General features: G+C 56.1%; 24 protein-coding genes. 2 read left to right on the top strand and 22 right to left on the bottom strand.

The genetic code is table 11. The annotated features are described in order from the left end of the window. Positions 1–10: 10 nt before the first annotated feature. The 16 genes from hypA to pdxB all read right to left on the bottom strand — a co-directional run bounded on the left by hypA (position 11) and on the right by pdxB (position 15,800). On the bottom strand, positions 11–352 hold the full coding sequence (gene hypA / locus F0Q32_RS03510) for a hydrogenase maturation nickel metallochaperone HypA (protein WP_149461991.1): 342 nt from the start codon (positions 350–352) through the stop codon (positions 11–13). After that, a complete protein-coding gene (gene hybE, locus F0Q32_RS03505) occupies positions 345–836 on the bottom strand; it encodes a hydrogenase-2 assembly chaperone (protein WP_149461990.1) in 492 nt (163 codons plus the stop codon). The genes hypA and hybE overlap by 8 nt, the downstream gene beginning before the upstream one ends. Beyond that, positions 829–1,323, bottom strand: a complete 495-nt coding sequence (locus F0Q32_RS03500; RefSeq protein WP_149461989.1) for a HyaD/HybD family hydrogenase maturation endopeptidase — start codon at positions 1,321–1,323, stop codon at positions 829–831. The genes hybE and F0Q32_RS03500 overlap by 8 nt, the downstream gene beginning before the upstream one ends. Beyond that, a complete protein-coding gene (gene hybC / locus F0Q32_RS03495; protein ID WP_149461988.1) occupies positions 1,323–3,026 on the bottom strand; it encodes a hydrogenase 2 large subunit in 1,704 nt (567 codons plus the stop codon). Before hybC ends, F0Q32_RS03500 begins: the two co-directional genes overlap by 1 nt. Beyond that, positions 3,023–4,201, bottom strand: a complete 1,179-nt coding sequence (hybB, locus tag F0Q32_RS03490; RefSeq protein ID WP_149461987.1) for a Ni/Fe-hydrogenase cytochrome b subunit — start codon at positions 4,199–4,201, stop codon at positions 3,023–3,025. Before hybB ends, hybC begins: the two co-directional genes overlap by 4 nt. Next, positions 4,191–5,174: a hydrogenase 2 operon protein HybA gene (gene hybA, locus F0Q32_RS03485; RefSeq protein WP_149461986.1), complete on the bottom strand. Its 984-nt coding sequence runs from the start codon at positions 5,172–5,174 to the stop codon at positions 4,191–4,193. Before hybA ends, hybB begins: the two co-directional genes overlap by 11 nt. Before the next feature lie 2 nt (positions 5,175–5,176). After that, positions 5,177–6,295, bottom strand: a complete 1,119-nt coding sequence (gene hybO, locus F0Q32_RS03480; RefSeq protein ID WP_015963621.1) for a hydrogenase 2 small subunit — start codon at positions 6,293–6,295, stop codon at positions 5,177–5,179. A 388-nt stretch (positions 6,296–6,683) separates the two neighbouring features. Continuing rightward, positions 6,684–8,201: an amidophosphoribosyltransferase gene (gene purF, locus F0Q32_RS03475; RefSeq protein WP_108473563.1), complete on the bottom strand. Its 1,518-nt coding sequence runs from the start codon at positions 8,199–8,201 to the stop codon at positions 6,684–6,686. Between the two features lie 33 nt (positions 8,202–8,234). Next, entirely contained in the window at positions 8,235–8,723 is a 489-nt protein-coding gene (gene cvpA / locus F0Q32_RS03470; RefSeq protein WP_015963619.1) for a colicin V production protein, read from the bottom strand. Between the two features lie 264 nt (positions 8,724–8,987). Next, positions 8,988–9,689: a cell division protein DedD gene (gene dedD / locus F0Q32_RS03465; RefSeq protein ID WP_149461985.1), complete on the bottom strand. Its 702-nt coding sequence runs from the start codon at positions 9,687–9,689 to the stop codon at positions 8,988–8,990. Beyond that, on the bottom strand, positions 9,679–10,947 hold the full coding sequence (folC, locus tag F0Q32_RS03460) for a bifunctional tetrahydrofolate synthase/dihydrofolate synthase (protein ID WP_149461984.1): 1,269 nt from the start codon (positions 10,945–10,947) through the stop codon (positions 9,679–9,681). Before folC ends, dedD begins: the two co-directional genes overlap by 11 nt. Positions 10,948–11,019: 72 nt before the next feature. Continuing rightward, entirely contained in the window at positions 11,020–11,934 is a 915-nt protein-coding gene (gene accD / locus F0Q32_RS03455) for an acetyl-CoA carboxylase, carboxyltransferase subunit beta (protein ID WP_188016825.1), read from the bottom strand. A 153-nt stretch (positions 11,935–12,087) separates the two neighbouring features. Further along, positions 12,088–12,747, bottom strand: coding sequence for a DedA family protein (locus F0Q32_RS03450; protein ID WP_149461982.1), 660 nt, complete (start codon positions 12,745–12,747; stop codon positions 12,088–12,090). Between the two features lie 28 nt (positions 12,748–12,775). Beyond that, positions 12,776–13,588 carry a tRNA pseudouridine(38-40) synthase TruA gene (truA, locus tag F0Q32_RS03445; protein ID WP_015963614.1) on the bottom strand — a complete coding sequence of 271 codons (813 nt, stop codon included), beginning with the start codon at positions 13,586–13,588 and terminating at the stop codon, positions 12,776–12,778. Next, entirely contained in the window at positions 13,588–14,601 is a 1,014-nt protein-coding gene (locus F0Q32_RS03440; protein WP_149461981.1) for an aspartate-semialdehyde dehydrogenase, read from the bottom strand. Before F0Q32_RS03440 ends, truA begins: the two co-directional genes overlap by 1 nt. 62 nt (positions 14,602–14,663) lie before the next feature. Continuing rightward, positions 14,664–15,800 (bottom strand): 4-phosphoerythronate dehydrogenase PdxB, encoded by a 1,137-nt coding sequence (pdxB, locus tag F0Q32_RS03435; RefSeq protein WP_149461980.1) that lies wholly within the window; start codon positions 15,798–15,800, stop codon positions 14,664–14,666. Positions 15,801–15,911: 111 nt separating this feature from the next. On the opposite strand from pdxB, the gene flk reads away from it, so the two are divergent. Then, on the top strand, positions 15,912–16,916 hold the full coding sequence (gene flk / locus F0Q32_RS03430; RefSeq protein WP_149461979.1) for a flagella biosynthesis regulator Flk: 1,005 nt from the start codon (positions 15,912–15,914) through the stop codon (positions 16,914–16,916). Between the two features lie 46 nt (positions 16,917–16,962). On the opposite strand, the gene F0Q32_RS03425 is transcribed toward flk, so the two are convergent. Then, entirely contained in the window at positions 16,963–18,141 is a 1,179-nt protein-coding gene (locus F0Q32_RS03425; protein WP_149461978.1) for an MFS transporter, read from the bottom strand. Positions 18,142–18,342: 201 nt separating this feature from the next. After that, positions 18,343–19,560: a beta-ketoacyl-ACP synthase I gene (gene fabB, locus F0Q32_RS03420; RefSeq protein WP_149461977.1), complete on the bottom strand. Its 1,218-nt coding sequence runs from the start codon at positions 19,558–19,560 to the stop codon at positions 18,343–18,345. Between the two features lie 160 nt (positions 19,561–19,720). Here fabB and mnmC point away from each other — a divergent pair, with 160 nt between their 5' ends. Next, on the top strand, positions 19,721–21,721 hold the full coding sequence (gene mnmC, locus F0Q32_RS03415; RefSeq protein ID WP_188016823.1) for a bifunctional tRNA (5-methylaminomethyl-2-thiouridine)(34)-methyltransferase MnmD/FAD-dependent 5-carboxymethylaminomethyl-2-thiouridine(34) oxidoreductase MnmC: 2,001 nt from the start codon (positions 19,721–19,723) through the stop codon (positions 21,719–21,721). 99 nt (positions 21,722–21,820) lie between these two features. On the opposite strand, the gene F0Q32_RS03410 is transcribed toward mnmC, so the two are convergent. Genes F0Q32_RS03410 through mepA form a run of 4 tightly spaced genes read right to left on the bottom strand, consistent with a single transcriptional unit; the run spans position 21,821 to position 24,304 of the window. After that, positions 21,821–22,096, bottom strand: coding sequence for a YfcL family protein (locus F0Q32_RS03410; protein WP_015963604.1), 276 nt, complete (start codon positions 22,094–22,096; stop codon positions 21,821–21,823). A 26-nt stretch (positions 22,097–22,122) separates the two neighbouring features. After that, complete coding sequence (locus F0Q32_RS03405; protein WP_149461975.1) at positions 22,123–22,671, bottom strand: elongation factor P hydroxylase; 549 nt, start codon at positions 22,669–22,671, stop codon at positions 22,123–22,125. Then, on the bottom strand, positions 22,671–23,480 hold the full coding sequence (locus F0Q32_RS03400; protein WP_149461974.1) for a sulfite exporter TauE/SafE family protein: 810 nt from the start codon (positions 23,478–23,480) through the stop codon (positions 22,671–22,673). Before F0Q32_RS03400 ends, F0Q32_RS03405 begins: the two co-directional genes overlap by 1 nt. Continuing rightward, on the bottom strand, positions 23,480–24,304 hold the full coding sequence (mepA, locus tag F0Q32_RS03395) for a penicillin-insensitive murein endopeptidase (protein ID WP_149461973.1): 825 nt from the start codon (positions 24,302–24,304) through the stop codon (positions 23,480–23,482). The genes F0Q32_RS03400 and mepA overlap by 1 nt, the downstream gene beginning before the upstream one ends. Position 24,305 lies beyond the last annotated feature (1 nt).

Below are 24,305 nucleotides of genomic sequence, written 5' to 3'. Positions count from 1 at the left end.
TTAACTCCGGTTATTCCACTTCAATACTTTTTACCCGCAACGAATCGCCCGTATCGACGCGCAAATTCGCACCATCACACTGCGGGCAACGCGCATCATGCTGGGTGATTTCAACCGCGCGGCTGCAATCCCAGCACCAGGCCTGCGCGGGGCGGTACTCAATATGCAATTCACAGCCTTGCGCGACGGTGTTCTGACAGACGATATCAAAGCTAAAGCGAACAGCGCGCTCTTCCACGCAGGAGAGCGCGCCGATTTCCAGCCATACGCCTGTCACGCGGTTAACACCGTGCTGCGCGGCCTGCTGCTGGATGATTTCCACCGCGCTCTGGCACAGCGACAGCTCATGCATCCGCCACACTCCGACGGCCAAACAGCAGCGAGCGACGGCTTGCCATACTCGGCGCATCCGGGTTACTTACCGGAAGAGAAAGCAGCATCCGCGCGCAATCATCCACCAGCCGAAGCCCTTCTTCCACCGAGAGCGTTTTAGGCAGCGGCGACATCAGCGAGCAAGAAAGATATTGCGAAACGCCTTCCAGCTCTCCGACCGTAAAGGTCATGGCGCCGTAAGGCAGTTGCAACCCCAGCTTTTCACTGACGGTGCGACGCGGCCAGCGTTGGTCCGGGCCAGGGAAAATAACCGCGCTCAGCATCCACGGAGTGATAACGCAGCCGGTCCATTGCCCTTCAAAGAGCGTGAAGTTCGACACGGAGACCGGCATTGACGGGTGCAGAAACGCCAGGTCATGCATTGAACGGCGAGCCACCTCTTCAAACGCCGCCTGCACCAATAACTGCGGCGACGTTGAGAAACCGCTGATTTCTTCAGACATACGTTTCCTCCCGGGCAATCACTTCAACCCCCGATTCGCGCAGCGCCAGCAGCACCTGCTCGAGCGCTGGCGTAATCATCGCCTCTATGGTTGGCGTTAAACCGATATGGGGCTCCAGCGATTCAGGGATTACGCCCACCAGGGTGAGTCTTTTCGGAAACTCGCCCGTGAAGCGCAGGGCCGACAGAACGTCGGCCAGCCCAAGCTGATGCGGGGAGATTTTATTGGTAAACAGCGCCGGAACTTCATCGTCGCGCAATACCATAATCGCGCCCGGCGCATTTTTACGCGAGACAATGGCATCGGCGATAATCAGATGATCGCGATCGGCCATATCGCCCAGTAGCTCCATGCCTGCCGTGCCGCCATCGAGTACCTCGACGTAATCCGGCAGGATGTAACGCTGCTCCAGAGCCTCCACAATACGCACGCCGATAGCCTCATCGGTGAGCAAAATGTTGCCAACGCCTAAGACTAAAATCCGCATCACAGCACCTTCACCGCGACAACATCATTGCCGTCGGCGTCCACCACATGCACCGCACAGGACATGCACGGATCAAAGGAGTGAATCGTGCGCACCACTTCCAGCGGTTTTTCTGGATCGGCGACTGGCGTACCCACCAGTGAACGTTCATACGGGCCGACTTCGTCGTTGAAATTACGCGGGCCAGAGTTCCAGGTCGAAGGTACAACCGCCTGGTAGTTGCTGATAATGCCATCTTTAATCACCATCCAGTGCGACAGCATACCGCGCGGTGCCTCGAGGAAGCCGACGCCTTTAAACTCACCGGTTGCCGGAATATTCGGTTTCACAAAGGTGGTATGGTCACCCTTGCCGATGTTCGTCACCAACGCGCTGTACTGATGCTGAAGAATATGTTGCAGTTCGCAGCAGTGGACGGTACGCCCGATGATGCGACCAAGCGTTGAGTGCAGTTGTTCAACGCCCAGCGTTTTACCCGTCAGCTTAGTGTAAATGGCGATGATTTCGTTGAGCTTCGCGTGTGTTGATTCGCGTTTTGCCGCCAGTTTGCACAGCATATTCGCCAGCGGCCCCACTTCGACGGTTTTACCGTAGAAGGTCGGCGCTTTTACCCAGGAGTATTTCCCGTCGTCTGACCAGCCGGTATAGTTCGGCACGGTGGTGCCCTCCCACGGCGCCTGCGGTGATTCGTCTTTATACCACGCGTGCTTCGCGCTCTCCTGAATCCCTTTAATCAGGAACTCATCAGACTGCGAAGTGATAGGCCGATAGGTCGACAGGTCACTGTTGGTGATATAACCGCCCGGGAAGAGGAAGCTGCCGTTTTTACCGTCGGTCGGGAATTCCGGCGTTGCCAGATAGTTTACCGCCCCGCGACCGCGCTCCAGCCACTCCGGATAAAACGCCGCAATAACCGCCGTATCGACTTTATAAACCTGCTCCACAAAATCGCTCAGTTTGTCGATAAAGGATTTGATGTACATCAGGCGTTCAAGGTTCAGCACGCCCAGGCCATCCAGGTTGATCGGGTTCGCTACCCCACCGACAGCAAGGTTCTGAATATGCGGTGATTTACCGCCCAGCAGCGCCACTACGCGGTTCGCGTCACGCTGGCACTCCAGTGCCTGTAAATAGTGCGCCACCGCAATCAGGTTCACTTCCGGCGGCAGTTTCATCGCCGGGTGCTCCCAGTAGCCGTTGGCGAAAATGCCTAACTGACCGCTGGACACCAGGTCCTTGATTTTGTTCTGAACTTTGGTGAATTCTTCCGCACTGTTCAGGTGCCAGCTTGAGACGCCGGTCAGCATCGCCGAGGCTTTCGCCGGGTCAGCTTTCAGGGCTGACGTGATATCCACCCAGTCGAGCGCTGAGAGCTGATAAAAATGCACAATGTGGTCGTGAGTGGTGTGCGCCGCCAGAATAATATTGCGGATATGCTGTGCATTCACCGGCACATCAATTTTCAGCGCGCTTTCCGCCGCACGCACGGAGGCAATCGCATGCGTGGTTGTGCACACGCCGCAGATACGCTGCACAATCATCCAGGCATCACGCGGATCGCGATTTTTGACAATCTCTTCCATGCCGCGCCACATGGTGCCGGACGCCCAGGCCTTAGACACCACCCCATTTTCAATTTCGCAGTCGATGCGCAGGTGCCCTTCAATTCGGGTTACCGGGTCAATCGTAATTCTCTGGCTCATGCTTTGCTCGCCTCATGACGCTTGTTGTCGTTTTGTTTTAAAGGGGGAAGTATCGGCAACAGACGAATGAGCAGGATGTATGCACAAATCTCAATTGCCACAAAACCCATAGAAATCAGCAGTTCTTCCCAGGTTGGGAAGTAGTGGTATCCGCCACCGGGGTTGAATGCCACCAGTGAATAGGAGATACGCCAGGTCGCACAGCCCAGCAGCGCACTCAGTGCGGACAGGTACAGCATGCGCGAATCATTGCGCAGTTTCCCGATGCGCAGTACCACCAGCGGGAAGAGCATCAGCAGCGCTTCCAGCCAGAACAGGAAGGAGTAGAAATCACCCGCAAAGGCATACGACAGTTTGTGGCGATAAACCAGCTCGCCGACGCGCAATACCAGGAACAGCGCAAGCAATACGCTGGCGGTATTCATCAACTTCACAAACAGCGATTTCTCATCCGGCCCTCTTCCCCGTAACCCGGTTTGCACCAGCGAACCTTCAAACACCACAATGGCGAAGCCCATGATGAAAGCGGTCAAAACCGAGAAGAGCGGCAGCATCTCGTAGCTTTGCCACAGTGGATGCACTTTATAGCCTGCCGAGATCATCAATGACCCCATGGAAGACTGGTGCATGGTTGGCAGCAGCGCGCCGAGCGCAATGATGAAGAACATCAGTTTATTGAGGAACTTCAGCGGCACCTTCCAGCCCATCCGTTCCAGCAACGCGGGCGCAAACTCCAGTGCCATGACGCCGATATAGATGGTCATACAGACGGCGGTTTCAAACAGCACCGAGTTAACGTTAAAGTGCCCCGGAATATAAAAGTATGGCAGGTTCCAGTAACGCCCAACGTCGATGGTGATCGACAGGCCGCCGAGCGAATAGCCAAACAAGCTGGCCAGCAGCGCCGGACGCACCAGCGGGTGATAACGCCCTTTGTTGAAGACATACACCGCCCAGGCCAGCGCCCAACCGCCGCAGGCAAAGCCGGTGCCGATCAACAAATCGAAGGCGATCCAGATCCCCCACGGGTATCCACCGTTAAGATCGGAAACGGAACCCAATCCCCAGATCAGACGTTTAACGATCATGATCAGGCACAGCACTGCCAGCGGAGCGAAGATAATGATCGGCTTACTGATAATTTTCCCGCCCAGCGGTTTTGGATCATGACTCATGATCGTCTCCTCCGTCGTGAGGGCCGCTTTTGGTATTGCGACGCACCAACACGGTTAACCCCGCCAGCAAAGCAAGCGGCAGCATCATGCCTTTATAAACGGTGTGTTGGACATGTTCAGAACGCGCCCCCGTAGAGAGCTCATCCAGCTTCGGCAAGCCCAGATTCTCATAAGGCACACCGGTCAACACCAGCACCTGCGTTCCGCCGCCCTCTTTCTCACCGTAAAGGTGTGGATGGTAGTTCGGTACCGTATGCAGGTAGGTATCCCCTGTTTTCAGGGTCTGACGCGGGTAGTGGTATTCGCTTCCCGGCTTGAGGGCCAGACGTTTTTTCGCCTCCGCCATCAACTCTTCGCGTGTGCCAAAAATCACCGCGCCCGCCGGACAAACGGAGACGCAACCGGGCAATCCGCCTTTATCTAAACGTTCAACACCCTTCTGATTACACAGTTCACATTTGTGAATCGCGCCAAACGGGTTGTTGTAATCGTATTTCGGCACGTTATAGGGGCATGCGACCATGCAGTAACGGCAGCCGGTGCAGACATCTTTGTTGTAATGCACAATGCCGGTTTTCGGGTCTTTTCGCAGCGCCTGGACCGGGCAAACAGAGACGCAGTTCGGGTCTACACAGTGCATGCACTGCTTTTTGATGTAGGCGTAGCCGTTCTCTTCCTTGTCTTTGTTGACGCCTGTTCCGCTGCGCCACACCTGAATGATGTTATTGGTATAGGGCGACAGTTTGTCGTTATTGGACCAGGTTTGTTCGCCCTGCGGGTTGCGCGCCGGGAAGTTGATATTCTGACACTCGGTCACGCAGGCCTGGCAGCCGACGCAAAGCGTTGAGTCGTATAACATCCCCAGCGAACCCGGAATCGGTGGGCGGTTTTCCGCCGCATGAGTCACGGAAGGCGCAGCCCCCAGCAGCAAAGCGCCGCCGGAGGCAGCTTTAATAAAGTTTCGTCTGTTCACGGTTATTCTCCCCGTGAGTCAGTGTTATCTTTCTTCTGCTGACGCCCCAGCTCGCGAACGGCCATCACGCTGACGCCCGCCACCAGACCAACCACGCCGCCCAGTAAACCCACGGCGCCCGCTGAAATCTCGCCGCCCTCTTTCAGGTCTACATCGGGTTTTTCCGCGCGCGGTGTTTGATTTTCAACCGTCGCCAGCTGGTGGATGCCTTTGTGGAAACCGACGCCCTCTTCGTTACAGCCATAACACGGATGACCAATCGCCACCGGCCACACGCCACCAACATCGCAGAATTGCAGCGTTGAGCAGTTGCCGTAGGTTTCAGGCCCTTTGCAGCCCAGGTGGTACAGACACCAGCCCTGACGGTGACCTTCATCGCCAAACTCTTTGGCAAAGCGCCCTGCATCAAAGTGCGGACGGCGTTCGCAGTGTTCGTGGATCAGGCGACCATAGGCGAAGGTTGGGCGATTTTTGGCATCGAGCTTCGGCGGTTTACCAAAGGTGATGATATGCGCGACGGTGGCGAGGAAGTTGTGCGGGTTCGGTGGGCAGCCAGGAATGTTGATTATTGTTTTGCCCGGCAAGGCTTCCTGAAGCCCTACCGCGCCGGTCGGGTTAACGCCCGCCGCCGCCACGCCGCCCCAGGCAGCGCAGGAGCCAATTGCAATAATTGCCGCAGCGCCTTCTGCCGCTTTGCGGATATGGTCGATAATCGGCTCACCCGCGACCATACAATAAATTCCGTTATCTTTTAACGGGATCGAGCCATCGACCACCAACACATACTGACCTTTGTATTTTTCAAGGGCGTTGTGCTTGTTCTCTTCAACCTGATGGCCGAAAGCGGCGGAGAGCACTTCGTGGTACTCCAGAGAGATAGTCTCCAGCACGAGGTTTTCGACGGTGGGGTGCGTTGCGCGGAGCAGAGATTCCGTGCATCCGGTACACTCCTGCGCGCCAATCCAGATAACCGGCGGACGCTGCGGGCGGGTGATTGATTCGGCCATCTCGGCGGCCGCTTTACTACTGAGCCCCATCGTGGCGGCCAGTGCTGCACAAAGCTTCATAAAATCACGGCGGTTAACGCCATGAGAAGTGCTGAGGGTGTTATCTCCAGTCATCTTGTTGTTATTCCGTAACGAAGACTTGGGTTTCTCCTGCACCTCTCGCAGGTTGCAAAAGGCGCACCATTGACCACATTTATTTTATGGTTATTGGCAGCATACTACTCCGCCATATAGACAAAACGAAGGGTCGAGAGGGTTTTGTAACCAATGAAAGCAGTTTTTCTTACCACCTCATTAACCCCTAATTGGCATTATCCACATATTAAAAATGGTTAATGGACGCTACTATAAAATTTATGGCAGTGATGTTTATCCGGTTTGTTCACACTATTGAAAAACGGATCCTGAAAAATGTGAGGAAGACGAAATTACTGCGAAAAGAGGGGGATAGGATTGGGGAATAGAAAAGAAAACGCCAGGGTTTCCCCTGGCGTTAGACGCGTTAACCTTCGTTATGCATCTCTAAGTTTTCCACTTCGTTCTGCAACTGCACCGCTTTGGCGTCGTCGTTACGCAGGGAATCGAGATAATCGAGGTACTGTTGATCGACATCTTTGGTGACGTATACACCGTTAAACACAGAACACTCAAACTGCTGAATATCCGGGTTTTCTGCGCGTACCGCGTCGATCAGATCGTCCAGATCCTGGAAGATAAGACCATCTGCGCCAATGATCTGGCGGATTTCGTCAACTTCACGACCGTGGGCAATCAGCTCGGTGGCGGTTGGCATGTCGATACCGTACACGTTCGGGAAGCGAATTTCCGGTGCGGCTGACGCCAGATACACCTTCTTCGCCCCTGCTTCACGCGCCATCTCGATAATCTGCTCTGAGGTGGTGCCGCGCACGATGGAGTCATCAACCAGCAGGACGTTTTTATCGCGGAACTCGGCACGGTTGGCGTTCAGCTTACGGCGTACGGATTTACGACGCAGCTGCTGGCCCGGCATGATAAAGGTACGGCCAACGTAGCGGTTTTTCACGAAACCCTGACGGTACGGCTTGCCCAGAATACGCGCAATTTCCAGCGCGATATCGCAGGAGGTTTCCGGAATCGGGATCACCACGTCGATGTCCAGATCTTCCCACTCGCGGGCAATCTTTTCACCGAGTTTGGTGCCCATATTTACACGCGCGCTGTAAACGGAAATCTTGTCGATAAAGGAGTCCGGACGCGCGAAATAGACGTACTCAAACAGACATGGGTTGCTCACCGGGTTATCTGCACACTGGCGAGTAAAGAGCTGCCCTTTCTCGGTGATGTACACCGCTTCGCCCGGCGCGACATCGCGCAGGAACTCAAAGCCCAGGGTATCAAGCGCCACGCTTTCAGAAGCAACCATATATTCTGTGCGGCCATCGCCAATATCGCGTTTGCCCAGCACCAGCGGACGAATACCGTTCGGGTCGCGGAAGGCGACCATGCCGTGACCGATAATCATCGCCACACAGGCGTAAGCGCCACGGATTTGGCGGTTAGTCGCGGCAATCGCAGCGAAGATGTTATCGGCTTCCAGCGGATAATGGCGGAAATTGTCGAGTTCGCTGGCGAAGATATTCAGCAGGATCTCGGAATCAGAAGTGGTGTTGATGTGGCGGCGCTTCTCTTCGAACAGTTTTTGACGCAGTTCGTGCGCATTGGTCAGGTTACCGTTGTGGGCAAGCGTAATGCCATACGGGGAGTTGACGTAGAAAGGCTGCGCCTCAGACGCGCTGGAGCTGCCAGCGGTTGGATAGCGCACGTGGCCAATCCCCATGTTGCCTTGCATACGCTGCATATGGCGAGCTTCAAAGACATCGCTGACCAGCCCGTTTGCCTTGCGTAAACGGAAGCAGTTGTTCGCATCAATGGTGATGATGCCCGCGGCATCCTGTCCACGATGCTGCAGCACCGTTAACGCATCATAAATCGACTGGTTGACCGGCATAACACCGGCGATACCGACAATACCGCACATACGTCTTTTCCTCGTTAAGCCACATCTCAGGACTTATGTCCTGGGCAAGAAACTTGACGAGCTTTGCAGATAGTCAAAGAACCATCTGATGATGAAACTGAACTGCGGAATAAGCTGCGATTTATGCCAGTCTTCGCTTTTCGCAACGCCCGTAAAGGTATCGAGGAAGAACAGAATGGCGGCGACGATTAACACCCCGCGCAGCGCACCAAAGCAGATGCCCAACACTCTGTCCGTTCCCGACAAACCGGTTTTTTCCACCAGTTGACCGATAACGTAGTTAACGATAGCGCCGACGATAAGCGTCGCGATAAACAGTACCGCGATAGCAATCCCGTTGCGAACCAGTTCATCATCAAAGCCCGTGAACCAGACGGACAGGTAAGTGTAGTAATGACTGGCGACAAAGAAGGCACAGCCCCATGTCACCAGCGATAACGCTTCACGAACAAAGCCACGGATAAGGCTAACCAGACAGGAAAAACCTATTACCGCGATAATGGCGTAATCAATCCAGACCATATGTGTCCCACGATGCTACGCCCTGTCATCCGGTTCGGGGCGCATTCTAACAGAAAAAGAAAACGTTTGCGTAGGGATTTCCTTTCCCTGCGAAAATAAAAAAGGCGCTGAAAAAATGTTCAACGCCATCGCTTCTGAAGGGGGTTTTTACCCCCTCACCCCGGCCCTCTCCCTCCGGGAGAGGGGGAAACCTACACCGAACTTTACATCGTGCTCGATCGGTTCCCTCTCCCTAAGGGAGAGGGTTAGGGTGAGGGGTCACCTTTAATTCGGCGAATACCCCATCACCACCCCGCTCAGCCCGGAAAGCTGCTTAAGCTCACCAAGCGAACCTTTCAGCTTATCTTTCGACGCATCAGGTCCCACCAGGATGCGGGTAATTTTACCCTGGACTGGCGTAGAAGGCGACGTGTAGACGCGATAGCCCGCACCGCGAAGCGAGGCGACAATCTCGTTTACTTTATCGGCGTTTTTCAACGCGCCAAGCTGCACAACATACGCCTTCCCTTCCGGGGCCGGTTTTTCAGCAGGCGTCGGTTTGGCTGGCGGCGTTTCGGTCGCGGCAGCGATTTGCTCGCTGGCGACATCACGCGTTGGCTGCGGCTTCGGTTTCGGCGGTTCAACCGGTTTTGGTTTTGTCTTCGGTTGTTCCACCGGTTCCGGCGCAGGATCGATGCCGTTATTGTTTGCCGCGGCAAAACGCCCAGGATCGAGCGACGGTGCTGCCGCATCGCCTGCCCTCACCTCTTCCGCTGCGCCTTCCGGCGGCTGCGCAGGCAGCGCCTGCGTCGCCGTCGGCAGCATATCGGGCTCATCCCGGTCGCCCGGTTTTGGCACCAACGGGATCGCGGCAAACTCATCCTGGTAATGTTTTTTCTGCCCGTCGAGCAGCCCTGGCAACACGATGACGCCCAGCGCTACCAGTACAATTGTCCCGACTAAGCGGTTCTGAAACTTACTTGCCACCGGTTCTCCCCGCGTCTAACTCTTCCATTACATGCGCTACCGTGTGGAATGAACCACACACCAGCACCGTGTCTTCCGGCCCGGCATCGGCCATCGCCGCGTGCCACGCCTGCGCCACGCTGGCGTAGACGGTTCCTGCGCGTAAATGTTCCACCAGTTGTTCAGCGGTGGCCCCGCGCGGCCCCTCTAAAGGCGCACAATACCAGCTATCGACAATACCTTCCAGACACGCCAGCGTACCGGCGATATCCTTATCATGCAGCATACCAATAACCGCCAGAACACGCCCGGTTAGCGGCTCAGATTTGAGACGCCCGGCGAGGTACGCGGCAGCGTGGGGGTTATGCGCAACGTCCAGAATCACGCGTGGCGAGGTCTGGATAGTCTGAAAACGTCCCGGCAGAATCGCGCTGGCAATGCCTTCACGAATGGCCTGTTCGCTGACATTCAGTCCGCTGGCGCGCAGTGCCGCCAGCGCAGTGGCAGCATTCGGCTGCGGCACCTGTGGCAACGGCAATGTGTTCAGGCGGCCTGTCGCATCGCTAAACCACCAGCTTTCAGTGTCCACGCCATACCGCCAGGCAATATCGCGTTGTAACAGCTGTGCGCCCTTTTCACGCGCCACATCAGCGATCGTCGTCGGCATATCCGGCTCACCTACGACGGCCGGACGCCCTGCACGGAAGATACCGGCTTTTTCACGGCCAATACTTTCGCGATCCGGCCCCAGCCAATCGGTATGATCCAGCGCGATGCTGGTAATGACCGCCACATCCGGGTCCACCAGATTCGTCGCATCCAGTCGCCCGCCCAGCCCTACTTCAAGGATAACCACATCCAGCCCGGCCTGTTTAAACAACCACAGCGCCGACAGCGTGCCATATTCGAAATAGCTCAAAGAGATGTCGCCGCGCGCCTGCTCAATAGCGGCAAATGACGCCGTATGCGCGCTTTCAGCGAGCTCCGCACCCTGCACACGCACGCGTTCGGTATAACGCACCAGATGCGGAGAACTGTAAACACCCACCTTGTAACCCGCCGCCGTCAGCATCGCCTCCAGCGTCCGACAGGTGGTCCCTTTGCCGTTAGTTCCGGCAACGGTAAAGACAAATGGCGCTGGCTTTTGCACGTTCAGCCGGGCAGCCACTTCGCCCACGCGCTCCAGGCCGAGGTCGATGGTTTTGGTGTGGAGGTGTTCCAGATAAGAAAGCCACGTAGCCAGGGGCGACGTGGCCTGAGGAATTAGTTTGTTGTCCATGGTGCCCGCGATTTCTTTAACGGTGATGAGAAGCAAAAAGGGCAGCGCCGTCTGGCCCTGCCCTTTGCATTATCAGGCCTCTGGTTCCTGATCCGGTACCGGCGGTACCACCACACTTTCGTGGGCTTCATCCGGATGTGGCGCCGGAAGATTCATGAGCTTCGCCAGGATGCTCGCCAGTTTCAGGCGCATTTCCGGACGACGAACAATCATATCGATTGCCCCTTTCTCAATCAGGAACTCACTGCGCTGGAATCCCGGCGGCAGTTTTTCACGAACGGTTTGTTCGATAACTCGCGGGCCGGCAAAGCCGATCAGCGCTTTCGGTTCAGCGATATTCAGGTCGCCCAGCATCGCGAAGCTCGCCGATACGCCGCCCATGGTTGGGTCGGTCAGTACGGAGATATACGGCAGACCGCGTTCCTGCATTTTCGCCAGCGCCGCAGAGGTTTTCGCCATCTGCATCAGCGACATCAGCGCTTCCTGCATACGCGCGCCGCCGGATGCAGAGAAGCAAATCAGCGGGCAGTTATCTTCCAGTGCCTGCTCAACCGCACGGACAAAACGCGCGCCGACTACGGAGCCCATCGAACCGCCCATAAAGGCGAATTCGAATGCCGCAGCCACTACTGGCATATCGTGCAGCGTGCCTTTCATGACCACCAGCGCATCTTTCTCGCCCGTTTCTTTCTGAGCAGACGCCAGACGGTCTTTGTATTTCTTGGAGTCACGGAACTTCAGCACGTCTTTGGGCTCAAGCTCGCTTCCCAGTTCCACCAGTGAACCTTCATCCAGCAGGCTATGCAGGCGATTACGCGCTGACATACGCATGTGGTGGTCACACTTAGGGCAAACCTCCAGGTTACGCTCCAGCTCGGCGCGGTACAGAACCTGCCCACAGCTGTCGCACTTGGTCCATACACCCTCAGGAATGCTCGCTTTGCGTGTAGGGGTGATGTTGCTTTTAATTCGTTCAATCCAGCTCATTGATAACCTTTCTGCCTGAACCTGGTCGATGCCAGTTTTGTCATAAGGGGCGCATGATGCCATTTTTGCCCCTTACAGACCATGAATGTTGCACATTAAAACATAACAGCCCGAAACTTTGGACAAAAAAGTGGTCGAACCGCGAATTCGCGCTTACTTCGCTTGTTTTGCCGCCGCGCGACGGTGGCGCACAATCTCGATAATTCCCGGCAAAATAGAGACCACAATAATGCCGACAATCAATAACTTAAGATTATCCTGGATCATCGGAATCGTGCCAAAGAAGTAACCTGCATAGGTAAACAGCAGTACCCACAGCACCGCGCCAATCACGTTATAAGCGGCGAAATGACGATAGGACATATGCCCCATCCCGGCCACAAACGGCGCAAAGGTGCGCACAATGGGTACGAATCGCGCCAGAATAATCGTTTTTCCGCCGTGTTTTTCGTAAAACTGGTGCGTTTTATCCAGGTAGCTGCGGCGGAAAATTTTTGAGTTCGGGTTACTGAATAGCTTCTCACCAAACAGTCGCCCTATCGTGTAATTCACCGCGTCTCCCGCAATCGCGGCAATCAACATTAATGCCACCATCAGATGGACGTTAATGTCATTGGTGCCCAGCGAGGCCAGTGCCCCGGCCACAAACAGCAGGGAATCTCCCGGTAAAAACGGCGTAACAACCAGGCCTGTTTCACAAAAGAGAATTAAAAACAGAATGGCATAAACCCAGACGCCGTATTGCGCGACGAGCTCAGCCAGATGCACATCAATATGTAGAATAAAATCAATAAGAAAGTGAATCAGATCCATAATTGTCTTCAGCCTTTGTGAACTGCTCTCAGTCCGCTAAAAATAGCGGCCCCATGGGTACGCGCGGTAGGTCAAAACGTTCCGGGTAATCAACAGAAACCAGATACAAACCTTCCGCTTTCGCCGTTGCTGCCGCCAGCGTTCTGTCTTTTGCGGCTAACAACTCAGCAATCCAGCTCTCTGGCTGGTTTTGGGCGCCGACTTCCATCAGACTGCCGACGATATTCCTTACCATATGATGCACAAAGGCATTGGCTTTGATATCCACCACCACATACGCGCCATAGCGAGCAACATTAATATGCATAATATTGCGCCACGGCGTGCGTGACTGGCACTGCACCGCGCGGAACGAGGTGAAATCGTTCTCGCCCAGCAAACACTGTGCGGCACGGTGCATCCGCGCTTCATCCAGCGGTTGATGATAGTGGGTCACCCCCTGACTCATCACCGCCGGACGCAACCGATGATTGTAGATGATGTAGCGATAACGGCGAGCCGTGGCGCTAAAACGCGCATGAAAATCTTCCGGCACATGTTTCACCCAACGCACCGCAATGTCACCAGGTAAATTCGCATTTACACCCAATGTCCACGCCGCGTCTTTGCGATCGGCGGTGGTTTCAAAATGCACTACCTGCCCGGTACCATGTACGCCGGAATCAGTCCGCCCGGCACAAAACACGGTAATCGGTTCATTGGCCACCTGCGTGAGCGCCTTTTCCAGCTTTTCCTGCACGCTGCGTACTTCATTCTGACGCTGCCAGCCATAATATTTGCTGCCGTCATACTCGATGCCCAGCGCAATTTTATAGACCGGCTGTTGCTGCACTTCCGACATTAGTACATGTACTCCTGCACTAATTTTTCAGCGATTTTCACCGCCATCAGTGCACCGCCAAAACGAACGTTATCGGCGACCGACCAGAACTGCACCTGTTCCGGCATACCGTAGTCATTGCGCACACAGCCAATAGACAAATGCGCACTACCGGAAGCATCGTTCACCTGCGTCGGGAATTCATTCTCTTCAGAGAGCACAACATCTTCGCCACGCGCGAAAGCATCACGGGCTTCGTCTGCAGCCAGCGGACGCATGGCTTCGAATCCGACCATCTGCGCATGACCATAGAAGACCGGCGACTGGACGCAGTTAGCGGAGATAATCAGGCCTTCGTCCTGCAAAATTTTGCGTGTCTGATCAACAATGCGCTGCTCTTCACGCACGATCCCTTCACGATTTGGCAGCAGCGGCAGCATGTTGAACGCCAGCTGGCGACCGAAGAAATCGTCATCATCAATCGGAATGCCGTTGAGCAGTTTTGCACTCTGCCCCGCCAGCGCATCAACTGCTTTCTTGCCGTGAGCCGATGCAGAGATCAGGCACGTCACGTTGATACGCGCCAGGCCGCCCTGATCGATAAGCGGTTTCAGCGCGGCCAGCAACTGGCTGGTCTGGCTGTCCGGCACGGCAACCAGATTACGGTTACGATAATCGGCCAGCACAAACGGGTTCACTTCCGGCACCACCAGCGGCACGTCCGGTTCAAGCGCGAACAGTCCGCTCAAATCGATAACCAGGCAGCCTGAGTTAGTGGCTTCTTCCACGTAAGTGGAGGTAGCTTCCACACCCGCCGCGAAGAACGCGAGTTGAACCTGCGTCCAGTCGAATTCCGCCGCATCCTGAACGCGCACGGTTTTCCCGCCAAAACGCAGAGATTCCCCGGCACTTTCGCTACGCGCCAGCGCATAGAGCTCACCGACCGGGAACTCTCGCTCCGCCAGTGTTTCCAGCAGGGCTTCCCCAACGGCGCCCGTTGCGCCCAGTACGGCAATATTCCAGCCTTCAGACATGGTGATTTACTCCAGAAATAGCGACGTGCCTCGCCGACAGGCAAGGCACAAAAGAAATAATCTTAACGAATTGGGTGATGCACAGCGTTAAACCCGAGCTTTTTCAAAAGCGTCGCCGCATCTGCGTCATCGCACTGGACATACAGTGACGACCACTCGCGGCGCTCAAGGTAATTCTTACGCAGCTTGTCGAATTCACCCGGAATGCCCGCTACTTTTCGCAGCGGTGCATCATCGCGGCGCACATCATACACCAAATGCACCAGCCTTTTCAGCGTTGGCTGGCAGAGCTTACCGTGCAGGGTGATACGGCCGAATTCTGGCGGCGGCAGCAGCGTATCCAGCGCCACCTGCTGCGCCTGACCGATAAACTTGCTATAGGCTTCAAACACCTGGGTGGTACCACGCGCTTTGCCTTCCAGCGTATAGCCCGCAATGTGTGACGTGCCGATATCTACTTTATCGAGCAGCGCAAGGTTGAGATCCGGTTCTGGCTCCCAGACGTCAAGCACGACGCTCAGGTCCTGTCCGGCCTCAAGGCATTTTAACAAGGCTGCGTTATCCACCACCGGGCCACGGCAGGCGTTAATTAAAATCGCCCCCGGTTTCAGGCGGCGAATCAGCGCCTCATCCGCCAGGTGCAGCGACTTATACGGGCCATCTTTAAACAGTGGCGTATGGAAGGTCAGAATATCGGCTTCCTGTACCAGTTCATCCAGCGGACGGAAATCGCCTTCGTCGCCGTTATCGGCACGCGGCGGATCGCACAGCAGCGTGCGCACACCTAACGCTTCGAGACGTTTTTGCAGGCGTGCGCCCACGTTACCGACGCCTACAATCCCGACTGTACGATCTGTGAGCGTGAAACCGTCGCGCTCAGCGAGATACAGCAGCGAGGAGAAAACATATTCCACAACCGCAATGGCGTTACAGCCAGGGGCGGCGGAAAAACCAATGCCCGCCTGCGCAAGCCACGCCTGATCGACATGGTCCGTACCCGCGGTCGCCGTGCCAACAAATTTGATCGACTGATTCGCCAGCAGGGTCTCATTCACCTTCGTGACTGATCGCACCATCAGCGCGTCGGCGCCCGCCAGTTCCGCAACCGGAATGGGGCGTCCAGGAACAGCCTTCACCTCACCCAAACGGCTGAAGAGCTCACGGGCGTAGGGCATATTTTCATCAACAAGGATTTTCACGTTACGGTACCTGTCTGAGAACGAGAGTTAACCGGGGAAGTGTGCCATAATCTGGCCGCCAGGCATACTCGACTTCCTGGTTAAGTAAAGCAATAAGGTTAAGGATAAATCATGACGCAACCCATTTCAGGTATGCCCTCGCGCCCTCCCGGGGAAGGTTCCACCACAACGTCCATTGCTGGGGAACAACCGCTCTCCACGCAGCAGCGCACGGTACTTGAACGCCTTATTACACGTCTTATGGCGTTGACCTCGCAAACAAATGCGCAGGTGTGGGCTGGCGTGCGTCACGATTTGGGGTTGAAGAACGATTCACCGCTGGTGTCGCGCAATTTTCCTGCCGCCGAGCAGAACCTGAAGCAGCGCCTCGAAACGGCGCAACAGAATCTCAGCACCCGGCAAACCCTGTCACAACTGACGGAATTACTGAATCACGGGAATAATCGCCAGGCGGTCAGCGATTTCATTCGCCAGCAGTACGGGCAAACCGCGCTGAGCCAGTTGACGCCCGCTCAACTGAAAAATGTGTTGCAACTACTACAAAACGGCCAATTGTCGATTCCGCAACCGCAGCAGCGTCCGGCGACCGATCGCCCATTGCAGCCAGCCGAGCACAATACGCTGAATCAACTGGTGACCAAACTTGCCGCTGCCACGGGCGAGTCGAGCAAGATTATCTGGCAGTCGATGCTGGAGCTTTCCGGTGTAAAAACCGGCGAGTTGATTCCGGCCAAGCATTTTACGGCACTGGCGACGTGGTTACAGGCGCGACAGACGCTTAGCACCCAGCCCGCGCCGACGCTCAATGCATTGCAGGCCGCGCTCAAACAACCGATGGAGCCGCACGAGTGGCAGGCTCTGAAGGATTACGGTCAGCAAAACTGGAACATTACGCCACAGACGGTGCTGACGATGACGCAGGTGCAAACGCTGCTGAATCAGCTGTTCCTTAAGCGCGTCGAGCGTTCGCAGGACACGCTGGATGTGCGATATGTGCAGCCTATCACCAGCCCGTTCGCACCGCTTATTGAGGCGTATAAAGCGGCCTCTGCGCGCCCTGGCATCATGCTGGTAGTGATAATAGTGGTGATGGCAATCATGTGGATTGTGCTTTAAAACGTAAAAGCCCGATAGATAATATCGGGCTAAAAAAGCAGTGAATTTATGGGCGACGGAATGCAATCAGCGTCACCACAATGCCCAGCAGCGCCGAAATCGCCCCGGCAAGGAAGACGGAAGGATATCCCGCCATTGTCGCCAGCATCCCCGCCAGCGGGCCGGAGACACCGAGCGCGATATCCTGAAATGCCGCATAGCCGCCTAACGCCGTGCCGCGCACCTGCGGCGGTACACGCTTGACGACTTCGACGCCCAGCGCCGGGAAAATCAGCGAACAACCTGCTCCGGTGAGTGCCGCACCGGCGAGCGCCATCCACGCATCCGGTGCCAGCCACAGCAGCGCCAGGCCCACCGTTTCAACCACCAGCGAGCCTACCGCCACCTTCACCCCGCCGAAACGGTCAGGCATCCAGCCAAACAGAATTCGCACCAGTACAAACGCGCCACCAAAGGCTGTTAAGGTAAAACCCGCCATCGCCCAGCCGTTGCTGGCAAAGTAGAGCGACACAAAAGTACCGATCACCGCAAAGCCCACGCCCTGCAGCGCCAGGCCCAGACCCGGCTGCCAGATAAGCCCAATAACGCTCCACAGCGAAGGCCGTTCGCCTGCGCTGGCAGGCACTTTGCGTACGCTACCGTTAAAGGCCCACGCCGCCACGGGCAACAGCATCGTCACCACCGCAAGCGTGGCAAAACTGTAATGGCTGTTGAGGAAAAGTCCCAACGGCGCACCAACCGCCAGCGCGCCAAAAATCGCCATCCCGTTCCACGACATCACCTTTCCGGAGCGTTTTGGGCCAACCAGCCCCATGCCCCAGGTGAGTGTTCCGGTTAGCAACTGGCTTTCACCAAAGCCCAGAATCAAACGGCCCACAATCAGCAGGCCAAACTTCACCATCGCATCGACGGGCAGCAGTGCCGCCGCCAGCCAGGCCGCTCCGGCCAGCGCACAGGCGGCCATTCCCTGAAGCGCCGAACGCTTCGCACCGTACTGATCGGCCAAACGCCCGGCATAGCCTCGCGTTAACACGGTGGCAAGAAACTGAATACCCACGGCGATACCCACCATGGTATTGCCATACCCCAGTTCCTGATGCACAAATAACGGAATAACGGGCAGCGGAATACCGACGGTCAGATAAGTGAGAAAAACGGCAAATGCGATACGGAACAGCGATCCGTTACCGGAAGATGCTGGAACAGATTGAGAAACTTCAGACATGCTTTACTCCAGAATGCAGAGTAAGGCGGGGAATAGACCACGCCTCCTCCACCTGATAATCAGGGTGTCGGCGCGTTGATTGACGTTAAACGCTTACGCACTCATATAAGAGTGTTGAGGGCAGATTTTGCCTTTTTTAACAGCAAGATGTCAACGCACAAAAAAGGAGCCTTTCGGCTCCTTTTTTATCACATTCAGCAATTACGCTTTCAGCTTGCGCATCACCAGCGTTGCGTTGGTACCGCCGAAGCCGAAGCTGTTGGACATAACGGTCGTCAGTTCACGCTCAGTCGGTTTGGTAACGATGTTCAGGCCAGCAGCCTGCTCGTCCAGCTCTTCAATGTTGATGCTTGGCGCGATAAAGCCATGTTCCAGCATCAGCAGAGAGTAGATAGCTTCCTGCACGCCAGCTGCGCCCAGAGAGTGGCCGGTCATGGCTTTGGTAGCAGAGATAGCCGGGCTGTTATCGCCAAACACTTCCTGGATAGCGCCCAGTTCTTTCACGTCGCCTACCGGAGTAGAAGTACCGTGGGAGTTCAGGTAGTCGATTGGGGTATCAACGCCGTTCATCGCCATCTTCATGCAACGTACTGCGCCTTCACCAGACGGAGCAACCATGTCAGCGCCATCAGACGTTGCGCCGTAGCCCACGATTTCTGCATAGATATGCGCGCCGCGCGCCAGAGCGTGTTCCAGCTCTTCCACGACAACCATACCGCCGCCGCCTGCGATGATGAAGCCATCACGGTGCGCGTCATAGGTACGGGACGCTTTTTCCGGCGTGTCGTTGAATTTAGTGGACAGTGCGCCCATAGCGTCGAACTCACAGGCCATTTCCCAGCCCAGTTCTTCGCCGCCGCCTGCAAACACGATGTCCTGTTTGCCCAGTTGAATTTGTTCTACCGCATTACCGATACAGTGCGCGGAAGTGGCACACGCAGAGCTAATAGAGTAGTTGACACCGTGAATTTTAAACGGCGTTGCCAGGCACGCGGAAACCGCAGAACCCATGGCTTTAGTCACCACATAAGGGCCAACCGCTTTCAGGCCGCGCGGGCTACGCATTGCGTCAGCGCCGAATACCTGCGCTTTGGAAGAGCCACCGGAACCGGCGATCAATCCCACACGCGGGTTATTCTGATAATCTTCTGCTTTCAGGCCGGAGTCTTCAACGGCTTGCTGCATGGAGAGGTAAGCGTAGATAGAGGCATCGTTCATGAAACGGACCACTTTGCGGTCGATAAGACCGGTGGTGTCCAGTTTGACGTTACCCCATACGTGGCTACGCATACCAGAATCTTTGAACTCTTGAGAGAAAGTGATCCCCGAGCGTCCTTCACGCAGAGATGCCAGGACTTCCTGCTGGTTGCTACCGATGCTGGAAACGATGCCCAGGCCAGTAATCACTGCACGTTTCATTCATAACCTCTGTAAGTCATCACTATTTTAAAGTTTCGAGAGGCAAGATAGCGTACACTTGTACGCCGAACAAGTCCGATCAGCCAATTTATGCATAAATTTGCGCCTTCCGGCACGCATCGCTAAGATCGGCGGACTCCTTGCCGCACGAGTAACTTACGTGAAACAAAACGCCATACAATCTGCCAACCTCGAATTCAACAGTGAGGGTACACCTGTTTCCCGAGATTTCGACGACGTCTACTTCTCCAATGACAATGGTCTGGAAGAAACACGCTACGTCTTTCTGGGGGGTAACCAGTTAGAGGCACGCTTCCCCACGCATCCGCATCCTCTTTTTGTGGTAGCGGAAAGCGGGTTCGGAACCGGGCTCAACTTTCTAACGCTTTGGCAGGCGTTCGATGCCTTTCGCCTCGCCAACCCTGAGGCGACACTGCAACGGCTGCATTTTGTCAGCTTTGAAAAATTCCCACTCACCGCCGGCGACCTGCGCTTAGCACATCAGCACTGGCCGGAACTGGCACCGTGGGCGGAACAGCTTCAGGCCCAGTGGCCGTTGCCGCTGGCGGGATGCCACCGTTTATTGCTCGATGGCGGACGGGTGACGCTCGATTTATGGTTCGGCGACATCAACGAGCTGACTGATCAACTGGATGATTCGTTCAATCAGCAGGTGGATGCCTGGTTCCTCGACGGCTTCGCCCCGGCGAAAAACCCGGATATGTGGACGCCGCAGCTCTTTTCCGCGATGGCGCGTCTGGCCCGGCCCGGCGGCACGCTGGCGACGTTCACCTCGGCGGGTTTTGTCCGTCGAGGTTTACAGGACGCCGGTTTTACGATGCATAAAACCAAAGGCTTTGGCCGCAAGCGCGAAATGCTGGTCGGGGAAATGACGCAGCCAAACACCCTTCCCGCGCGTGCGCCCTGGTTTGCCCGCACCGGCGCCAGCACGCGTGAAACTGCGATTATCGGCGGCGGTATCGCCAGCGCCCTGCTCTCACTGGCCCTACTGAGACGCGGCTGGCAGGTGACGCTTTACTGCGCCGACGATGCCCCGGCGCAGGGCGCATCCGGCAATCGTCAGGGCGCGCTGTATCCGTTGCTGAGCGCGCACGATCCGGCGCTGGAAACCTTCTTCCCGGCGGCGTTTACCTTCGCACGTCGACTTTATGATTCCCTTCCGGTGGAATTTGATCACCAATGGTGCGGCGTTACCCAGCTTGGCTGGGATGAAAAAAGTCAGCAGAAAATCGACCAGATGCTCTTGCTGGGGCTGCCTGAAGCCCTGGCACACGCGGTGAGCGCGCAGGACGTTGCCGCCAGTATCGGCGTAGAAACGGGCTGTGGCGGTATTCAGTATCCGGCGGGCGGCTGGCTCTCTCCGGCACAACTCACGGCAGGCGTATTGGCGCTGGCCCGGCAGCAAGGGCTGACCGTGCACTGGAACAAATCCCTCACTTCGCTGGAAAAGCAGGATGACGCCTGGCAGTTGCATTTCACTGATTGTGAAAGCGCCCATGCCGCGAGCGTGGTGCTGGCGACCGGGCATAATATTAACCAGCTTCCCCAAACTGCAGCGTTGCCTGTGTACGCTGTTGGCGGGCAGGTAAGTCATATTCCCACGGGCCCTTCGCTGGCGCAGCTTCGCCAGGTATTGTGCTATGACGGTTACCTGACGCCGCAAAACCCGGCCAATCAGCATCACTGCATTGGCGCAAGCTACCATCGTGGCGAACGAGAGATGACCTTTAACGAGGAAGACCAGCAGCATAATCGTCAGCGATTGATCGACTGTTTCCCCGATGCCGAATGGGCGAAAGAGGTCGACGTCAGCGCCAACGAGGCGCGTGTTGGCGTGCGATGCGCCACGCGCGACCATCTGCCCATGCTCGGCAATGTGCCGGATTACGACGCCACGCTGACGCAATATGCTCAACTGCTTGAGGAGCAGGACACCGCAGTCACGGCCCCGGTTTATCCGAATCTGTTTATGTTGGGTGGATTTGGGTCTCGTGGGTTATGCACCGCGCCGCTGGCGGCCGAAATACTGGCATCGCAAATGAGCCATGAACCGCTACCGCTGGATGCCCGGACATTATCGGCGTTGAATCCGAACCGGTTGTGGGTGAGAAAGTTATTGAAGGGGAAAAAGGTTAAGTAAGCTCCCCCTCACCCCGGCCCTCTCCCGCAGGGAGAGGGAGAAAAACCAAACTGCACGAACGGTCCCCTCTCCCTGTGGGAGAGGGATAGGGTGAGGGCCCTACTGCTGCGCCTTCTGGAACAGCGTCTCCCACATCCCCAGCACCAGCGCCTGGTCGCGCGGTGACAGTTCGCCCGCCTGAATCGCTTTCTCCAGGCTGCGGGTCACATTGTGCGACACCGCATCAGCCGAGTGGTCGTCGCCCTCTTCCAGCTCGGCAACCGCCAGCGTCAGGTGACCACGCAGATAACCGCTGGCAAACAGTTCATCGTCGCTGGCGTGCTCCACCATGTCATCAATTAACGCCAGAATGCGTGATTCAAACTCGGCGATCATCTTCTTTCCTCTTTTTGAACGTGGCGTTAGTTAAGATCTTCCGGCCACGGAAATTGTTCTGCCGCGAGCGGCGGCGTCTGATAATAGTTTTGTAATGCGTTGATAAATCTGGCCGGGCGTGCAGGAATGCCCTTCTCCAGATATTCCATCACCTGCGCATGCACGCGGCGCTGAAAAACGATGCGGTCCGGCTCGAAGTCGCCTTCAAGGTTGTCGCAGCTCACGTTAAACGGATAGCCCGCCGCCACGCAGAACAGCCAGTCAAAAGCCTGTGGTTTCACTTCCACATCTTCAAACTGCCCTTGTGTTTTGGCATCGCGCCCGTCCGGGCAGTACCAGTAACCGAAATCGACCTGTTCACGGCGCGCTTTTCCGGCGATACACCAGTGCGAAATCTCGTGCAGCGCGCTGGCGTAAAAGCCGTGGGCGAAGACGATGCGGTTATAGGGCACATCGGCATCAGCAGGAAGATAGATCGGTTCGTCGTCGCCTTTAATCAGACGGGTATTAAAATCATCGGCAAAACAGCTATCGAAAATAGCGATCAGCTGCTGCGCGTTATGCGTTGCGTTCATTAATTCATCCCTAACCACTGAAGGATTTCCTGTCCATGGCTGTCATACAGAAGTTTGGCGCTCATCACCGCCGAGACGATGACAATCATCGGGCGAATAAGCGATTGCCCTTTGCTGAGAACCAGCCGTGACCCCATTCGGGCACCGAAGAACTGACCGACCATCATCACGAAGCCGGTTGCCCAGATAACTTTGCCGCCCAGAATAAACAGTAGCAGCCCGCCAACGTTTGACGTGGCGTTCAGTACTTTCGCATGGGCGGTCGATTTAGCGAGGTTAAAACCCGCCAGAGTGACAAACGCCAGTGCGTAGAATGACCCCGCGCCGGGGCCAAAGAAGCCGTCATAAAAACCGACGCAGCCGCCCGCCACCAGGGCAAACGGCAGGCCATGCAGACGACGCGCGCGGTCGCCTTCGCCGATTTTCGGCATCAGCAGGAAATACAAACCAATACCGATAACCAGAAGCGGTAAGATTTGGCGCAGCACGTCAGCTTTTACATACTGAACCAGCAGCGCCCCAGCCATTGAACCAATGAATGTCATCAGAATATTGAGCTTCTGATCGGCCAGGTTAACGACTTTCTGGCGGACAAAATAGAGTGATGCCGAAAGCGAACCGCCACAGGCCTGTAATTTGTTGGTTGCCAGGGCCTGTGCGGGTGACATCCCCGCCGCCATCAGCGCGGGAACGGTGAGTAAGCCGCCGCCACCCGCTAAAGAATCGATAAACCCGGCCAGCGCGGCGATAAAAAACAGCGCCGCCAACATGAGGGGGGAGACGGTGAATATCTCAACAAAACTGTCCATCAGAGTACATGCTCATCCAGTAACGCCTGGCAGGAAGGCGGTAATGGCGGCGGCGTCTTCTTCACAGGTTTGGTGGCACCCGGTTTGGGCGGTTCGAACCAGCTTTGTAACTCCGCACCGCAACCGTCACCTGCTGGCGGTAAAGCTTGATCTTCACATTCAAGGCTGTTCGCTGGGCAACGCAGACGCACGTGCATATGCGCACGATGCTGGAACCACGGTCGAACCTTACGCAACCAGTCACGATCGCTCCCTGCCTCCAGGCAAAGCTGTTGCTTAATTGCCGGGTTGACAAAGATACGCGTGACTTCGCTATCCTGCGCGGCAAGCTTAATCAGATTGCCTATTTCCGGCTGCCAGACGCGCGAGTTGATGCTTTTACCATCCGCCGCGACCAAATCCAGCGCCTGCGGTTTCAGCAGTTGCGCCGACGTCCAGCGGGTTTTCGGCAGTTGCAGGAAGATATCGACATCCAGACCGCTCTGGTGGCTGGCGTGACCGCCGTTAAAACGCCCACCGGCAGGCATGCCCATATCGCCAATCAACACCGTTCCCATGCCGTTGTTCTGCACCTGCTGACTGAGGCGCTGAATAAAGCGCACCAGGTCCGGATGGCCGAAATAGCGACGCTGGTCGGTGCGCATCACCTGATAAGAGTTCGATTGCAGCGGTAGCGCCTCGGCTCCGACGATACACCCATTCGCAAAAGCGCCGATAGACTGCGCGCTTCCGGGGATCGGCTGAACAACTTTTTGCCACGGCGTTGCCGCCAGGCTGGCGGTGCTGGCCACAAGGGCCAGCAAAGCGAGAACGGTTTTTTTCATG

The organism is Pseudocitrobacter sp. 73, assembly GCF_008369545.1.
Lineage (GTDB): Bacteria > Pseudomonadota > Gammaproteobacteria > Enterobacterales > Enterobacteriaceae > Pseudocitrobacter > Pseudocitrobacter vendiensis.
The sequence above is the reverse complement of the archived record's forward strand: the minus strand, read 5'-3'. Positions and strand labels throughout refer to the sequence as shown.

Bases quoted from the DNA above. Each gene is read 5' to 3' on its own strand.
- hypA (WP_149461991.1), bottom strand. From the start codon at position 352: ATGCATGAGCTGTCGCTGTGCCAGAGCGCGGTGGAAATCATCCAGCAG.
- hybE (WP_149461990.1), bottom strand. From the start codon at position 836: ATGTCTGAAGAAATCAGCGGTTTCTCAACGTCGCCGCAGTTATTGGTG.
- F0Q32_RS03500 (WP_149461989.1), bottom strand. From the start codon at position 1,323: ATGCGGATTTTAGTCTTAGGCGTTGGCAACATTTTGCTCACCGATGAG.
- hybC (WP_149461988.1), bottom strand. From the start codon at position 3,026: ATGAGCCAGAGAATTACGATTGACCCGGTAACCCGAATTGAAGGGCAC.
- hybB (WP_149461987.1), bottom strand. From the start codon at position 4,201: ATGAGTCATGATCCAAAACCGCTGGGCGGGAAAATTATCAGTAAGCCG.
- hybO (WP_015963621.1), bottom strand. From the start codon at position 6,295: ATGACTGGAGATAACACCCTCAGCACTTCTCATGGCGTTAACCGCCGT.
- purF (WP_108473563.1), bottom strand. From the start codon at position 8,201: ATGTGCGGTATTGTCGGTATCGCCGGTGTTATGCCGGTCAACCAGTCG.
- cvpA (WP_015963619.1), bottom strand. From the start codon at position 8,723: ATGGTCTGGATTGATTACGCCATTATCGCGGTAATAGGTTTTTCCTGT.
- folC (WP_149461984.1), bottom strand. From the start codon at position 10,947: ATGGACAACAAACTAATTCCTCAGGCCACGTCGCCCCTGGCTACGTGG.
- accD (WP_188016825.1), bottom strand. From the start codon at position 11,934: ATGAGCTGGATTGAACGAATTAAAAGCAACATCACCCCTACACGCAAA.
- F0Q32_RS03450 (WP_149461982.1), bottom strand. From the start codon at position 12,747: ATGGATCTGATTCACTTTCTTATTGATTTTATTCTACATATTGATGTG.
- truA (WP_015963614.1), bottom strand. From the start codon at position 13,588: ATGTCGGAAGTGCAGCAACAGCCGGTCTATAAAATTGCGCTGGGCATC.
- F0Q32_RS03440 (WP_149461981.1), bottom strand. From the start codon at position 14,601: ATGTCTGAAGGCTGGAATATTGCCGTACTGGGCGCAACGGGCGCCGTT.
- flk (WP_149461979.1), top strand. From the start codon at position 15,912: ATGACGCAACCCATTTCAGGTATGCCCTCGCGCCCTCCCGGGGAAGGT.
- F0Q32_RS03425 (WP_149461978.1), bottom strand. From the start codon at position 18,141: ATGTCTGAAGTTTCTCAATCTGTTCCAGCATCTTCCGGTAACGGATCG.
- fabB (WP_149461977.1), bottom strand. From the start codon at position 19,560: ATGAAACGTGCAGTGATTACTGGCCTGGGCATCGTTTCCAGCATCGGT.
- F0Q32_RS03410 (WP_015963604.1), bottom strand. From the start codon at position 22,096: ATGATCGCCGAGTTTGAATCACGCATTCTGGCGTTAATTGATGACATG.
- F0Q32_RS03405 (WP_149461975.1), bottom strand. From the start codon at position 22,671: ATGAACGCAACGCATAACGCGCAGCAGCTGATCGCTATTTTCGATAGC.
- F0Q32_RS03400 (WP_149461974.1), bottom strand. From the start codon at position 23,480: ATGGACAGTTTTGTTGAGATATTCACCGTCTCCCCCCTCATGTTGGCG.
- mepA (WP_149461973.1), bottom strand. From the start codon at position 24,304: ATGAAAAAAACCGTTCTCGCTTTGCTGGCCCTTGTGGCCAGCACCGCC.